17 protein-coding genes and 1 riboswitch are annotated in these 13,963 nt (G+C 72.1%); of the genes, 11 read left to right on the top strand and 6 right to left on the bottom strand.

Features of this window, described 5'->3' with window-relative positions:
• Nucleotides 1-218 precede the first annotated feature (218 nt).
• Entirely contained in the window at nt 219-671 is a 453-nt protein-coding gene (locus EES43_RS02360; protein WP_124267109.1) for an ATP-binding protein, read from the top strand.
• Nucleotides 626-1,285, top strand: a complete 660-nt coding sequence (locus tag EES43_RS02355; protein WP_164493104.1) for a Tn3 family transposase — start codon at nt 626-628, stop codon at nt 1,283-1,285. Before EES43_RS02360 ends, EES43_RS02355 begins: the two co-directional genes overlap by 46 nt.
• A gap of 222 nt (nt 1,286-1,507) precedes the next feature.
• Here EES43_RS02355 and EES43_RS02345 read toward each other — a convergent pair whose 3' ends face one another.
• The 3 genes from EES43_RS02345 to EES43_RS02335 all read right to left on the bottom strand — a co-directional run bounded on the left by EES43_RS02345 (nt 1,508) and on the right by EES43_RS02335 (nt 3,935).
• Nucleotides 1,508-2,131: an isochorismatase family protein gene (locus tag EES43_RS02345; RefSeq protein WP_164493103.1), complete on the bottom strand. Its 624-nt coding sequence runs from the start codon at nt 2,129-2,131 to the stop codon at nt 1,508-1,510.
• 50 nt (nt 2,132-2,181) lie between these two features.
• On the bottom strand, nt 2,182-2,796 hold the full coding sequence (locus EES43_RS02340; RefSeq protein ID WP_124267106.1) for a chorismate mutase: 615 nt from the start codon (nt 2,794-2,796) through the stop codon (nt 2,182-2,184).
• A 215-nt stretch (nt 2,797-3,011) separates the two neighbouring features.
• Nucleotides 3,012-3,935 carry a LysR family transcriptional regulator gene (locus tag EES43_RS02335; protein WP_124267105.1) on the bottom strand — a complete coding sequence of 308 codons (924 nt, stop codon included), beginning with the start codon at nt 3,933-3,935 and terminating at the stop codon, nt 3,012-3,014.
• A gap of 72 nt (nt 3,936-4,007) precedes the next feature.
• On the opposite strand from EES43_RS02335, the gene EES43_RS02330 reads away from it, so the two are divergent.
• Nucleotides 4,008-4,652: a LysE family translocator gene (locus EES43_RS02330; protein WP_124267104.1), complete on the top strand. Its 645-nt coding sequence runs from the start codon at nt 4,008-4,010 to the stop codon at nt 4,650-4,652.
• Nucleotides 4,653-4,731: 79 nt separating this feature from the next.
• Here EES43_RS02330 and EES43_RS02325 read toward each other — a convergent pair whose 3' ends face one another.
• The 3 genes from EES43_RS02325 to EES43_RS02315 form a co-directional block, all read right to left on the bottom strand.
• Nucleotides 4,732-5,202: a C40 family peptidase gene (locus tag EES43_RS02325; RefSeq protein ID WP_124267103.1), complete on the bottom strand. Its 471-nt coding sequence runs from the start codon at nt 5,200-5,202 to the stop codon at nt 4,732-4,734.
• Between the two features lie 3 nt (nt 5,203-5,205).
• Nucleotides 5,206-5,377, bottom strand: a riboswitch (cyclic di-AMP (ydaO/yuaA leader).
• 378 nt (nt 5,378-5,755) lie between these two features.
• Entirely contained in the window at nt 5,756-6,061 is a 306-nt protein-coding gene (locus EES43_RS02320; RefSeq protein ID WP_124267102.1) for a hypothetical protein, read from the bottom strand.
• Between the two features lie 7 nt (nt 6,062-6,068).
• Nucleotides 6,069-6,695, bottom strand: coding sequence for an ATP-dependent Clp protease proteolytic subunit (locus EES43_RS02315; RefSeq protein ID WP_124267101.1), 627 nt, complete (start codon nt 6,693-6,695; stop codon nt 6,069-6,071).
• Between the two features lie 317 nt (nt 6,696-7,012).
• On the opposite strand from EES43_RS02315, the gene EES43_RS02310 reads away from it, so the two are divergent.
• The 8 genes from EES43_RS02310 to EES43_RS02275 all read left to right on the top strand — a co-directional run bounded on the left by EES43_RS02310 (nt 7,013) and on the right by EES43_RS02275 (nt 13,892).
• A complete protein-coding gene (locus EES43_RS02310) occupies nt 7,013-7,300 on the top strand; it encodes a type II toxin-antitoxin system Phd/YefM family antitoxin (RefSeq protein ID WP_124267100.1) in 288 nt (95 codons plus the stop codon).
• Nucleotides 7,301-7,601: 301 nt separating this feature from the next.
• Nucleotides 7,602-7,904, top strand: coding sequence for an urease subunit gamma (locus EES43_RS02305; RefSeq protein ID WP_124267099.1), 303 nt, complete (start codon nt 7,602-7,604; stop codon nt 7,902-7,904).
• Between the two features lie 13 nt (nt 7,905-7,917).
• Nucleotides 7,918-8,229: an urease subunit beta gene (locus EES43_RS02300; protein WP_124267098.1), complete on the top strand. Its 312-nt coding sequence runs from the start codon at nt 7,918-7,920 to the stop codon at nt 8,227-8,229.
• Entirely contained in the window at nt 8,222-9,943 is a 1,722-nt protein-coding gene (locus EES43_RS02295; protein WP_124267097.1) for an urease subunit alpha, read from the top strand. The genes EES43_RS02300 and EES43_RS02295 overlap by 8 nt, the downstream gene beginning before the upstream one ends.
• Nucleotides 9,944-9,960: 17 nt before the next feature.
• Nucleotides 9,961-10,623 (top strand): urease accessory protein UreF, encoded by a 663-nt coding sequence (locus tag EES43_RS02290; RefSeq protein ID WP_124267096.1) that lies wholly within the window; start codon nt 9,961-9,963, stop codon nt 10,621-10,623.
• Nucleotides 10,624-10,654: 31 nt separating this feature from the next.
• Nucleotides 10,655-11,332, top strand: coding sequence for an urease accessory protein UreG (gene ureG, locus EES43_RS02285; RefSeq protein WP_124267095.1), 678 nt, complete (start codon nt 10,655-10,657; stop codon nt 11,330-11,332).
• A complete protein-coding gene (locus tag EES43_RS02280; RefSeq protein WP_124267094.1) occupies nt 11,329-12,114 on the top strand; it encodes an urease accessory protein UreD in 786 nt (261 codons plus the stop codon). The genes ureG and EES43_RS02280 overlap by 4 nt, the downstream gene beginning before the upstream one ends.
• A 197-nt stretch (nt 12,115-12,311) precedes the next feature.
• The gene (locus tag EES43_RS02275; protein ID WP_206429983.1) at nt 12,312-13,892 is read left to right on the top strand and encodes an alpha/beta hydrolase; all 1,581 of its coding nucleotides are present in this window, start codon (nt 12,312-12,314) and stop codon (nt 13,890-13,892) included.
• The last annotated feature ends 71 nt before the right edge of the window (nt 13,893-13,963 follow it).

Genomic DNA, 13,963 nt, shown 5'->3' with positions numbered 1-13,963 from the left:
GTGCTGGACGGGGCCGGCCTCACCCGTCCGGCCCGCAGGGGGAGCCAGTGTGCCTTCCGCCCCCGTGGCACGGGGTCCGGATTCACCGCTTCGAGCGACAGATATATGCATATCTTGGTCGAACGCCGTTACAGGGAGCTTCAGCAATGGCACTCTGGCGCGAAGCACAATCCCGTTCGGCCGCGGGCCGACCGGGGCGGGAAAGGGACGGTGTCGCCATGGCGGATCATCAGGAAGCAACCGTCACTCTGCCGAGCGATCCGGTCGAGGTCTCCTCGGCCCGCAGGTACGTGACCAGGACGCTGGCCGACTGGGGCCTGGCGAGCGGCACCGAGTTCGCCGACACCATCACGCTGATCGTCTCGGAGCTCGCCACCAACGCCGTGCAGCACACCTTCGGCCAGTCGCCCACCTTCACCGTGGACCTCCGCCTGGAGCGCGAGGAGGAACTGCACATCGGGGTGACGGACAGTCACCCCCGGTGGCCGCAGAAACTTCCCGCCGCCGTACGGCAGGACAACGGGCGCGGGATGGTCATCATCCGCGCCCTGGCCAAGGAGCACGGCGGACGGCTCCTGGTCACCCCGACCGCCGAGGGCGGCAAGACGGTCTGGATCGTCCTGCCGTGGGCCGTCGGCCCGTCACCGTCACCGTCACCGGCACCGGCCTGAGGAGAGCCCGCTGTCCCGGACCACGGGCGGCGCACTCGCTGGAGGCTGAGCTGGACCAGCGGCTGCCGGTACGCGGCATCCCCGAACACCTGGCCCGGGCGGCGCACTGGACCGGCTGGTGGCACCGCCTCGGACCTCTCTCCGGTTCGGACCCCAAACCAAAGGAACCACCGGCCCGGTACGTGGTCACCGCGTTCACCTACGCCTCCGGCCTCGGCGCCACCCAGGCTGCCCGCCACATGAGCACGGTCTCCGCACACGAGCCGGCCGCGATCGCCAAACGCCACCGCACCCCCAAGAACCTGGCCCGGGCGGGCGCTGACCTCATCGACTCCCTCCTGCAGAACCCCTCGGCGGCCCAGCTGGAGCAGGTCCACACCGACACGCAAGGCCAGTCCTTCCCTGTCTTCGGGCTCGCGCACCTGCTGGGGATCGATCTCCTGCCCCGGATCCGTAACTTCCAGGACCTCACCTTCCATCGCCCCGACCCCGAGACGCGCTACCGCCACATCGACCAGCTGTTCTCCACCGACACCCGAACCGCCATCGACTGGGACCTCATTCACGGGCACTGGCCCGACCTCACGCAGGTCGCGGCAACGCCGGCCGGCTGACCAGCCGCGACCCCGAACTCCAGGACAAAACCGTCAAGTTCCTCGACCTCCTCGCCGCCGGCGTCATCTTCTCCACCAGCATCGACATGACCAACACCCTGCGCCAGATGTCCCGCGAGGGCTGGACCCTGAACCCGAGCGACCGGGCGGTACTGAGCCCCTACCGGCGCGAGAACGTCCTCCGCTTCGGCGACGACACCGCCGACCAGTACGGAGCCGGGTTCAGCGGGCTCCTGACTGAGGCAGGTCCTCGACGGCAAGGACCCGTCCGCTCATGGTGCCGATCAGGTCCAGGGCCGCGGCGTGGCGGTAGGCCGTGTAGTCGGCCGTAGCGTCGAAAGGGATGAACGCCTGGATATCCCGGGAGATGGCGTCCAGACTCGTGGCCAGGATCCCGTGGCTGGCGTAGACCCCGATGATGATCAGCTGGTCCCGGCGTCGGCGGCGTAGTTCGGTCTCAAGATCGCTGGCGTAGAAGGCGCTGTAACTACGCTTGGCGATGCGGGTGATGCCGATGGCGCCGAGTCTGGGTACGGCGACCTGTGCGGCCTGTTCGGGCGACAGGCCGATCCCCCAGCAGTCGCCCAGGAGTCCGCGCTGGGCCAGGTCGGAGGCCGGCCGTGGGCCGCTGGACAAGATGGGTACCCCGTTGCCGTCCGCCCAGTCCACGACGTGCTCCACCCGTGCCAGCAGGAGGCGGCGGGACCGCGCGGAGAGCGTGTCGAGGTAGTGCGGCTGCAGGTCGTGGACGAGCAGTGCCGCCCGCGTGGGGTCGACGCCCCACGACGGGCCGCCGCAGTGACCGCGCAGAAGCGTGACGTCGTAGTCCTCGGAATGGATGGCCAAGCCTGGCACGGATACCTTGCTGTCGTAGCCACCGCCGGCGGCACGGCTGGTCATCGCGTCGGGCAGGTGTGGGCGAGGGCCTGGTCGAGGCCGTCGCGGTGAAGGGTGTCCAGGCCCATGGCCTGGACGGCCGTCGCCTTCCCCCGCTCCAGCAGCGCATCGCAGTCCGGGCGGGACAGCAGGGGCTGGGCCTGCCGTACGGCGGTGAGCAGCCGGCTGTCGACGCGGTCCAGGACCGGGCGAACCTGGGTGGCAAGGTCGGGGCGGTGAGTCGGCTGTGTGGCGGGGTGCGTCTGCCACTGTGCGTAGAGCGCGCGCTGGACGTCCTTGTTCGCGGCGATCTGGTCCTTGAAGATCCGCTGCACGGTGGCCTGGTCGATCCCGAGTTTCGTGGCCCGGGCAGTCGCACTGGCCAGGACAGTCTTTTCACGGGCCGGGTCGTCGATGGGCTGGGTGGTGCCCCATTTCGCCGCGGCTACCGCATCTGCGGTCATCACACGCTCAGCGGCGAGCCGCACGATCGTTCCCAGTGCCTGCTCAGCCGCCGTGCCGCTCGACCGGGCAGGGCCGGTGCCCGCAGGCGGGGACGAGCCGCAGGCCGCGAGGGCGGCTGCTCCGGCACTGGTCAGGGCCAGCGCGGCAACCCGGATTCGGATAGTGCTCACGAGAACCACTATCCGTTCTCGCCAGCCACGGCGCACTCCCCAACCGGACGACTCGCGGGTGGACCTCGGGACGCGAGCCGGCGACGTAGGCCAGGCCAGGCGCCTCAGGAAGACGTAGGCCAGGCGCCTCAGGAAACAGACACAGTCACGTTCGTCATCACTCAACGTCACCTCAAACCGGCTGCTTGGTCTTCGGAGGAGGTACGCGCGGCGCGTCACGGCCCGGCCGACGCGCCCCCGCGCCCGAACCCGCTGCGCAGCAGGGCCAGCAGCGTCGCCGCGGCGGCGGTCGCCCGGTCGCCGTGGTGCGCCACCGAGATCGTGCGGCGGAAGGACGCGGGTTCCAGCCGCCGTACGGCCAGCGGAGTCGACGCCAGCGAGGCGACCATCTCCGGCACCACCGCCACCCCCAGACCCGCGCTGACGAGCGCGCACACCAGCGCGTAGCCCGGCGACTCGCAGACCACCGCGGGCGTGGCCCCCGCCCGCGCCAGCGCGTTCTCCACCCCCTGCCGGGGCGGGTGCGTGGGAGCGCTGCTGATCAGCGGCCGTCCCGCCAGCTCGGTGACCGGCAGCCGCCCGGTGCCCTCGGCCAGCCGGTGCCCGACGGCGGTGACCAGGACCAGCTCCTCGACCAGCAGGGGCTCGACGACCAGCCCCGCCGGAACGGGTACGTCCGCGGCGGGCTCGTAGGCGTGGGTCAGGGACAGATCGACCTCGCCCGCCGCCACCGCGGCGACACCGCCCGGCGGCTCGTACTCGGCGACGGCCAGCTCGACGTCCGGATGGGCCCGCCGGAACGCGCTCAGCACCGGCGGCAGCAGATGGATCCCGGCCGTCGTGAACGTGCCCACGCGCAGCCGGCCGCCGGAGAGCCCGGCCAGGCGTGCCAGCTCGTGCCGCGCCTGGTCCAGCTCGTCCAGGACCCGCCGGGCCCGTCCCGCCAGCAGCTCGCCCGCTGCCGTCAGGCGCGCCCCGCGATGGTGGCGCACCAGCAGAGCCGCCCCGGCCTCCCGCTCCAGCTTGGCAAGCTGCTGGGAGAGCGCGGGCGGCGTGTAGCCCAGGCGGGCGGCGGCCCGCGTGATCGATCCGGCCTCGGCGACCGCCACCAGAGCGGCGAGACGTGTCGGGTCGTACATGAAGCGTTCCTTTAGGCAGACCCAGAAGATTGCAAGTACACGCTAAAGGCTCCGGCGGTCCAGTCTGGACCCATGGACGCACAACTCATCGCCTTCACGGGGGTGGCCGCCGGTATGGTCGCGCTCCCCGGGGCCGACTTCGCCGTCGTCGTACGCAACGCCCTGGCCTCGCGCGCCGCGGGCCTGGCCAGCGCTCTCGGCGTCGCCGGCGGGCTGCTGATCCACACCGCGCTGGCCGTGGCCGGGCTCGCCGCCGTGCTGGTGACGATGCCGGTGCTCTTCCGGACCGTCCAGCTGCTCGGCGGGGCATACGTGCTGTACCTCGGGCTCAGCGCGCTGTACGCGCTCCGTCGGAGCCCCGCGCGGCAGAGCGCCACCCCGCCGGAGGCTCCGGTGCGGCCCGAGCCCGAGGCGTTCGGGCGCGCGCTGCGGCAGGGCTTTTTGACCAACGCGCTCAACCCGAAGGCGCCCGTCCTCTTCCTCAGCCTGCTCCCGCAGTTCGTTCCCGACGGGCAGCCGCCCCTGCCGAGGACGCTGCTGCTCGCCGCGCTCGTGGTGGCCCTCGCCCTGGTCTGGTTCCCGGCCGTCGCCCTGCTCGTGGACCGGCTGGGCCGCTGGCTGCGCCGACCGCGCACTGCCCGCGCGATCGAGGGCGGCAGCGGTGTGGCGCTGACCGGCCTGGGCCTGGTGCTGGTGACCGGGCCGCTCCTGCGCTGAGCACGCCGGAGGCCGCCCGGGGCCCGTGCGGGCGGCTCCACGCCGGCGGCCCGCACGGAAAGAGCGTCCGGCCGGTGGGTCAGCGGACCCGTCCGTACCAGACGCTCTTGGACCAGATTTTCGCCAGTCGCACCACGTCCCCCGTCTTCGGGGAGTGCCAGATCCTTCCGGCCCCGGCGTAGATGCCCACGTGGTAGACGCTGCGCCCGGAATGGAAGAACACCAGGTCGCCGCGTTTGCGGTGCGACGAGGAGATGTGGCGGGTCTTGTTGTACTGCTGCTGCGCGGTGCGGGGGAGCTTCTTCCCCGCCCGTTTGAACGAGTAGAGCGTGAGGCCCGAACAGTCGAATCGACTGGGGCCCGCGGCCCCGTACTTGTAGGGGGCGCCCTTCTTCGACGCCGCCACCTTCAGGGCCTTCGTCGAGAGCGACGCGGCCTCGGCGTCGGCGACCAGGCCGGGCGCCAGCATCGTGGACGTCACGGCCATGGTGAGCACCGATGCCGTGCCCATCCGGGCCAGCAGAGACGGGACATGAACCTGCGCAGTCATGCGCAACCCTTCGTCAGCCGCCTGTGAAGGATGACCTGTCGGGTTCGGGCTGGCGAAGTTGCCCGGCCGCACTGAGCGGCTTCACCCCGAGGGCCGCCGGTTGCCCGGTCGGCCCGTTGTGCTCGGGTCCTCCACTCCTGCCGATCCACTCCTGTCGACCAGGCATCCGGACGGCGGCAGGACTCGGCGTCCGCCCGGACCGCCCCGCCGCGGTGGCGGGGGCTTGTCGTCCCACGGATCTTGACTCACGAACTGCCGGATTTCCGAGCTGAAACAGTGATTTGTGAGTCTCCTCACCACTGATCCATTCAGGTGGACCGGTCGGATTCGCGCCCGTCGGCGCGCGGTGCGCCAACCTCCGTACCAGCGACGAAAGGGAGCATTTCGAGCATCGTCCCCGCGCGAAACGCAAGTCGGGGCGTCGCTCGTCGGAGTGATCTCCTACGCCGAACGAGGGAGAGGAATTCGCGGCGGGACCGGGCGTGTCGTGCCGCCGTGCGAGCGTCTCCGTCCCGTAAAGGGGCGCGCGGGCCGCGACCGGCCCCGGCGCGGGTCAGCCCGCCGGCGGGGGCACCGTCACCCGGCCCGCCCGTCGCTCCCCGTCCAGCGTCCGCAGCGCCCGCGCCAGGGTGGAGGCGTGGATCCGCGTCTCGCCGCGCTCGTGCATCAGGGTCAGGGCGTCCCGCAGGGCCGCCGCGTGGGAGGCCAGCGCCTGGGCGGCCCGGAGCGCGCTGTAGGTGTCGTTGCCCCGGGCCGGGTTGATCCGGCCCACCTGGTCCAGGACTTCGAGATAGCGGTCGATGAACTCGCCCTCGGCGCGGGTCAGCGCGGGCAGGGGCGGGAACTGCGGTGAGGGCATCGGTGGTTCACCTCGCGTCGTGCGGCGGCCGGGGAGCGTTGCGGTTCTCCACGACGTGGTCGACCAGCCCGTAGGCGCGGGCGGCCTCGGCGTCGAGGATGGTGGCGCGTTCGAGGTCGGCGGAGATCCGTTCCGCCGGCCGGCCCGTGTGGCGGACCAGCATGGCGGCGAACATCTCGCGCGTGCGTACCAGTTCGCGCGCGTGGATCTCCAGGTCGGACGGCGCGCCCCGCATCGGTTCGTCCAGGGCGGGCTGCCGCATGACTACCCGCGCACCGGGCAGGGCATGTCGGCGGCCCGGCGCGCCCGCCGCGAGCAGGGCCGTCGCGCAGGAGCCGGCCTGCCCCAGGCAGAAGGTCTCCACGTCGCAGGCCAGATACCGCATCGTGTCGTAGACCGCCGCCATGGCGGCGAAGGAGCCGCCGGGCGAGTTGATGTAGAGGGACAGGGGCCGGTCGGGGGCGGCGTGCTCCAGATACATGAACTGGGCGATCAGGTCGCCTGCGGCGATGTCGTCGAGCGGGGTGCCGAGGAAGACGATCCGCTCGGAGAGCAGCTTGGAGTACGGGTCCAGGGTCCGGGTCCCCGTCGCGGTGCGCTCGGGCAGTACGTGACGGGCTGCGGGGCGGTTCATGGCGGTGCCTCTCTCCTGGGTGCGAGGGGACGCGGGGAACGGTGCGGGCCGGGGTGCGCACGCGTCGAAGGAAAATGTACAGGACGTACAGAATGAGGGTGGGGATGTCTGGTTGCTCGTCAGGAGTCATCGACAGGACATCGGTTCATGGCCGACGCGGGGGAGCGGGGCTCGGCGGCGGGAGCCCGGCCGATCACCTCGTGACCGGCCGGGCCTGGGCGGGACCCGACCGGACGGGGCCGTACCCGCCGGGGGCCGGGCTCCCCGGCGGCGCACGCCCTCCGTGGCTCGTGGGCGTCCGCCTTAAGCTGGGGCCCATGGCCTACGAGATTCCGGTGACGCAAGCACGGGCGGAGTTCGCCGAACTGATCAACCGCGTCGTCTACGGCGGCGAGCGCGTCGTCGTGACGCGGCACGGCAAGCCGCTCATCGCGTTCGTGTCCGCCGCCGATCTGGCGCGGCTGGAACAGGAGGAGGCCGTCGCCGAGGAGCAGGTGATCAGCTCGGTCTCCTCGCTCGGCTCCTCGGCCTCGGGTCCGTCCGGCGAGCGTCGGCGGTTCGGGATCGCCGCCGAACACCGGGGGCCCGGCGACCGGGACGCCTGACGCCGTGGCCCGACGCCGTCGCCGCCGCCCCTCGTACGCGTTCGGTGTACGGCGGTTGCCTGTGGACGTGGACGTGGACGTGGACGTGGACGTGACGTACACCCGAAGCGGTGAAGCGCGGTTGCCCGGAAGGTTGTCCATGGGGCCGCAAAAGGTCAGTTAACGCAACGGAAAAACTTCCGCCCTAACGTGCAATACCTGGCCGCGGGGGCCGGGTCCGGCGTTCAACAAATCGTTGAACGGAGATAGGGTCCCGCTGCGTCCGGAGCCGGTGCCGGACGGAAGACGATGAGGTGGAAGCGTGCAACTGACCCCGCACGAGCAGGAACGCCTGCTCGTCCATGTGGCCGCCGATGTGGCCGAGAAGCGCCGGGCACGCGGCCTGCGGCTCAACCATCCCGAGACCGTCGCCCTGATCACCGCTCACCTGCTGGAAGGCGCGCGGGACGGCCGCACCGTCGCCGAACTCATGGCGTCCGGCCGCAAGGTGCTGACCCGGGACGAGGTCATGGAAGGCATCCCCGAGATGCTCCACGACGTGCAGGTCGAAGCCACCTTCCCGGACGGCACCAAGCTCGTCACCGTCCACGACCCGATCGTCTGACGGGGGCGCGCCGATGATTCCCGGAGAGATCCTCTACGCGGACGGGCCCGTCGCCCTCAACGAGCGACGCCCCGTCACCCGTCTCACCGTGCTCAACGCGGCCGACCGGCCCGTCCAGGTCGGCTCCCACTACCACTTCGCCGAGGCCAACCCCGGGCTGCGCTTCGACCGTGCCGCCGCCCGCGGCCTGCGGCTGAACATCGCGGCCGGCACGGCCGTCCGCTTCGAACCCGGCATTCCCGCCGACGTCGAACTCGTCCCGCTCGCCGGCCGCCGCGTCGTCCCCGGCCTCCGCGGTGAGACCGGAGGCGCTCTCGATGCCTGATCTCGACAGAGCCGTCTACTCCGACCTGTTCGGGCCCACCACCGGCGACCGGATCCGCCTCGCCGACACCGATCTCCTCGTCCGGATCGAGGACGACCTCTGCGGAGGTCCCGGGCGCGCGGGCGACGAAGCCGTCTTCGGCGGCGGCAAGGTGATCCGCGAGTCCATGGGCCAGGCCCGCACCACCCGGGCCGAAGGGGCGCCCGACACCGTCATCACCGGTGCCGTCATCATCGACCACTGGGGCATCGTCAAGGCCGACATCGGCATGCGGGACGGCCGCATCACCGGCATCGGCAAGGCCGGCAACCCGGACACCATGGACGGCGTCCACCCGGACCTGGTGATCGGCCCGGAGACCGAGATCATCGCGGGCAACGGCAAGTTCGTGACGGCCGGCGCGGTCGACGCGCACGTCCACTTCATCTCGCCGACCCTCCTCGACCAGGCGCTCTCCAGCGGCGTGACGACGCTGGTCGGCGGCGGCACCGGACCCGCCGAAGGCAGCAAGGCCACCACCGTCACGCCGGGCTCCTGGCACCTCGCCCGGATGTTCGAGGCGCTGGAGGCGTACCCGGTCAACATCGGACTGCTCGGCAAGGGCAACACGATGTCCCGCGACGCGATGTACGCCCAACTGCGCGGCGGCGCGGTGGGATTCAAAATCCACGAGGACTGGGGCGCCACCCCCGCCGTCATCGACGCCTGCCTCACCGTCTGCGAGGAGACCGGCGCCCAGCTCGCCATCCACACGGACACCCTCAACGAGGCCGGATTCGTCGGCGACACCCTCGCGGCCATCGCCGGACGTTCCATCCACGCGTACCACACCGAAGGAGCGGGCGGCGGGCACGCGCCCGACATCATCACCGTGGTCTCCGAGCCGTACGTGCTGCCCAGCTCGACCAACCCCACCCGGCCGCACACCGTCAACACCATCGAGGAACACCTCGACATGCTGATGGTCTGCCACCACCTGAACCCGGCCGTCCCCGAGGACCTGGCCTTCGCGGAGTCCCGGATCCGGCCCTCCACCATCGCGGCCGAGGACGTCCTGCACGACCTCGGCGCGATCTCCATCATCTCCTCCGACTCCCAGGCCATGGGCCGCATCGGCGAAGTGATACTGCGGACCTGGCAGACCGCCCACGTGATGAAGAAGCGCCGCGGAGCGCTGCCCGGCGACGGAGCCGCCGACAACCACCGGGTCCGCCGCTATGTCGCCAAATACACCATCAACCCGGCCGCCGCCCAGGGCATGGACGGGGAGATCGGATCGGTGGAGACCGGAAAGCTCGCCGATCTCGTCCTGTGGGAACCGGCGTTCTTCGGCGTGAAGCCGCAACTCGTCATCAAGGGCGGACAGATCGCCTACGCGCAGATGGGCGACGCCAACGCCTCCATCCCGACGCCGCAGCCGATCATGCCCCGGCCGATGTTCGGTGCGATCGGCCGGGCCGCCGCCACCGGATCCCTCAACTTCGTCGCCGCCGCCGCGATCGAGGACGGTCTGCCCGAACGCCTGGGCCTGGCCAAGCGGTTCGTGCCCATCACCAGCACCCGGGGGGTCACCAAGGCGGACATGCGGGAGAACGACGCCCTGCCGCACGTCCGGGTCGACCCCGACAGCTTCGCCGTGACGGTCGACGGCGAGACCGTCGAGCCCGCCCCGGCGGAGGAACTTCCCCTGGCCCAGCGCTACTTCCTCTTCTGAGCCGGCGGCCCGCATCCATGTCACGCGCAGCCCTGCTCGTCCTCGCGGACGGCCGGTTCCCCGCCGGAGGCCACGCCCACTCCGGCGGCGCCGAACCGGCCGTGGCCCTCGGACGGATCCGCGACGCCGACGACCTCGCCGACTTCTGCCGGGGCCGCCTGCACACCAGCGGCCTCACCGCCGCGTCGCTCGCCGCGGCGGCGGCCCACGGCCTCGATCCGCTCGCGCTCGACGAGGCCGCCGACGCCCGTACGCCCTCGCCCGCCCTGCGGGCCACCGCCCGCAAACTCGGCCGGCAGATGATGCGGGCCGCCCGCGCCACCTGGCCGAGCCCCGAACTCGACGCACTCGCCGCGGCCAGACCGCGCGGCGCCCACCAACCCGTCGTCCTCGGCCTGACCGCCCGCGCCGCCGGACTCGGGCCCGAGGACGCCGCGCACTGCGTCGCCTACGAAACGGTCAGCGGACCGGCCACCGCGGTCGTCCGCCTGCTCTCCCTCGACCCCTTCCAGGCCACCGCCGTACTCGCCCGGCTGGCCCCCGACCTCGACCGGGTCGCCGAGCAGGCGGCCACCGCGGCCCGGCAGGGTGTGGACGCCCTGCCCGCCGCGTCCGCACCCCTTCTCGACATCACCGCGGAGGCCCATGCCGCCTGGCCGGTACGCCTCTTCGCCTCGTAGCCCCCGACCTCGACCCTCAGGAGCCGCACCCATGCACCTCTACCACTCCCACGAAGGACCCGCCGCCGTCAGCGCCGACGCCGCCCGCCCCGACGGCACCCGGCGCGCGCTGCGCATCGGCCTCGGCGGTCCCGTCGGATCCGGCAAGACCGCCACCGTCGCCGCGCTCTGCCGGACCCTGCGCGACCGGCTCTCCATCGCCGTCGTCACCAACGACATCTACACCCGCGAGGACGCCGCCTTCCTCCTGCGCAACGCCGTCCTGCCGCCCGAGCGGATCCAGGCCGTCGAGACCGGGGCGTGCCCGCACACCGCCATCCGCGACGACATCTCCGCCAACCTCGAAGCGGTCGAGGACCTGGAGGAATCGGTGGGCCCACTCGACCTGATCCTCGTCGAGTCGGGCGGCGACAACCTCACCGCCACCTTCTCCAAGGGCCTCGTCGACGCCCAGATCTTCATCATCGACGTGGCCGGCGGCGACGACATCCCGCGCAAGGGCGGCCCCGGCGTCACCACCGCCGACCTCCTCGTCGTCAACAAGACCGACCTCGCCCCCTACGTCGGTTCCGACCTGGAGCAGATGGCCCTCGACGCCAAGAAGCAGCGCGGCGACCTCCCGGTCGCCTTCACCTCGCTGACCTCAGCCGAAGGCGTCGCGCCCGTCGCCGACTGGGTGAGGGCGCGACTGGCGGACTGGACCGCATGAGCGTCCGCGCCACCGCCCGGCTCCGCGCCGTGCGCGACGGGCGGGGGGGCACCGCCCTGCCCGTCCTGGAGAGCGACGGGCCGCTCGCCCTGCGCCGCACCCGCTCACCGCTCGCCGCGGACGCCCGGGTCACTCTCGTCGGCGCGATGAGCGCGCCCCTCAACGGCGACCGCCTCGCCGTCGAGGCCGAGGTCGCCGACGGGGCCCGGCTCACCGTCCGCTCGGCGGCGGCCACCGTCGCGCTGCCGGGCGCCCGGCCCGACACCGGGCCCGCCACGTACGCCGTGGACCTGAGCGTGGGGGAGGGCGCGGCCCTGCACTGGCTGCCCGAACAACTCGTCTCCGCCCGCGGCAGCGACCTGCACATGACCACCCGCGTCGAACTCGCCGCCGGCGCGCGGCTGGTACTGCGCGAGGAGCAGATCCTCGGCCGGCACGGCGAACCCACCGGCGCGCTCACCACGCGTCTCACCGTACGACGGGCCGGCCGGCCGCTGCTGGACCAGCAGATGGCCTACGGGCCCGGCGCACCGGCCGGCTGGGACGGCCCCGCCGTGCTCGGCGGCCACCGCGCCGTCGGCCAACTCCTCGTGGCCGACCCGGGCTTCACCGACGCACCGCTGCCCGCCCGCCCGATAGGGCCCACGGCGGCCCTCACCCCGCTCGCCGGCCCCGCCGTCCTCGTCACGGCGGTCGCGGCCGACGCCCGGCTGCTGCGGCGGACACTGGACGACGCCCTGGACGAACTGCTGGCCGGACTGAAGGCCCACCACCACGGCTGAACGGCCCCCGTCCCGGCCAAAACTCACGGCACGACGCCCCCGGTCCGCTCAGCGGTACACCCTCTCCGGTTATGGGTTCGGTAAAGAAACACGTGTACGCCCTGGCCCCGGGAACCTCGCAGACGAAAGGATCCCGGGGACGTTCCGATGACCGGCGCCGCCATCGGCGGCGCATCGGATGATGGGGGAGGTTCCACGTGGGACGCACAGCAGTGCTCGGCTCGGCCGGCGCTCTGATAGCGGGCACGCTCATAGCGGGAGCGATAGCGGCGCCTGCCGCGAGCGCCGACGGCCGCCACGACTACGGCGGCTCCGAGGCGCGCGGAGTCCGCGTCGCCGCCGAGCGGGCCGCGGAGGCGGGGATCGACTGGAAGACGTGCCCGCAGGACTGGGGTCTCGCCGCGCCCATCACCTGCGGCTGGGTGACCGTACCGCTGGACTACGCCAAGCCGGACGGCAAGAAGATCAGAATCGCCGTCGACCGGCACGCCAGCACCGGAACCAAGGACGAGCGGCAGGGTGCGCTCCTCTACAACCCGGGCGGCCCCGGCGGCTCCGGCATGCGCTTCCCGACCCGGGTCACCAGCAAGAACCCGCTCTGGACGGCGACTTCGAAGGCGTACGACTTCGTCGGCTTCGACCCGCGCGGCGTCGGCCGCTCCGCGCCCATCTCCTGCATCGACCCGCAGGAGTTCGTCAAGGCCCCCAAGGCCGACCCGGTCCCCGACAGCGAGGCGGACAAGCGCGCCCAGCGCAAGCTGGCCCGCGAGTACGCCCAGGGGTGCGCCGAGCGCAGCGGCGACATGCTGCCGCACATGACGACGCCCAACACGGCCCGCGACCTGGACGTCATCCGCGCCGCCCTCGGCGAGAAGAAGCTCAATTTCCTCGGCGTCTCCTACGGCACCTACCTCGGAGCCGTCTACGGCACGCTCTTCCCGTCCCACGTACGCCGCATGGTCGTGGACAGCGTGGTCGACCCCTCGCGGGACAACATCTGGTACCGGGCGAACCTGAACCAGGACATCGCCTTCCAGACGCGCTGGGACGACTGGAAGGCGTGGGTCGCCGAGCACGACTCCGTCTACGGCATCGGCGACACCCCGCAGAAGGTCGAGAACGCCTGGCTGGAACTGCGCGCCGCCGCCAAGAAGCAGCCGATCGGCGGAGTGGTCGGCCCCGCCGAACTCATCTCCTTCTTCCAGGGCGCCCCGTACTACGACTCCTCCTGGGCCCCCACCGCCCAGACCTGGAGCGACTTCCGCGCCGGTGACACCCAGGCGCTCGTCGACGCCGCCGCCCCCGACCCGAGCGACACCGCGGGCAACATCTCCTCGGAGAACAGCAACGCCGTCTACACGGCCGTCGAGTGCGCGGACGCCAAGTGGCCGACGAGCTGGCGCACCTGGGACCGGGACAACACCCGGCTGCACGAGAAGTACCCGTTCATGACCTGGGCCAACGCCTGGATGAACCTGCCCTGCGCCACCTGGCCCTCCCAGCAGCGCACGCCGCTGGAGGTCCGCACGGGCAAGGGACTGCCGCCCGTCCTCATCGTGCAGTCCACCCGGGACGCCGCCACCCCCTACGAGGGCGCCGTCGAACTGCACCGGCGGTTCAAGGGCTCCCGCCTCATCACCGAGAAGGACGCGGGCTCGCACGGCGTCACCGGACTGGTCAACCCCTGCGTCAACGAGCGGGTGGACACCTACCTGCTCACCGGCCGGACCGACAGCCGCGACGTGACGTGCGCCCCGCACGCCACGCCCAAGCCCTGACCGGCTGACCATCCCGGGGCGGGCGGCCCGACCACGGACCGCCCGCCCCGGGGCATGCCGTGGCCGTACGG

The organism is Streptomyces sp. ADI96-02 (genome assembly GCF_003846185.1).
Lineage (GTDB): Bacteria > Actinomycetota > Actinomycetes > Streptomycetales > Streptomycetaceae > Streptomyces.
This window is presented reverse-complemented; position numbering and strand designations above follow the sequence as displayed.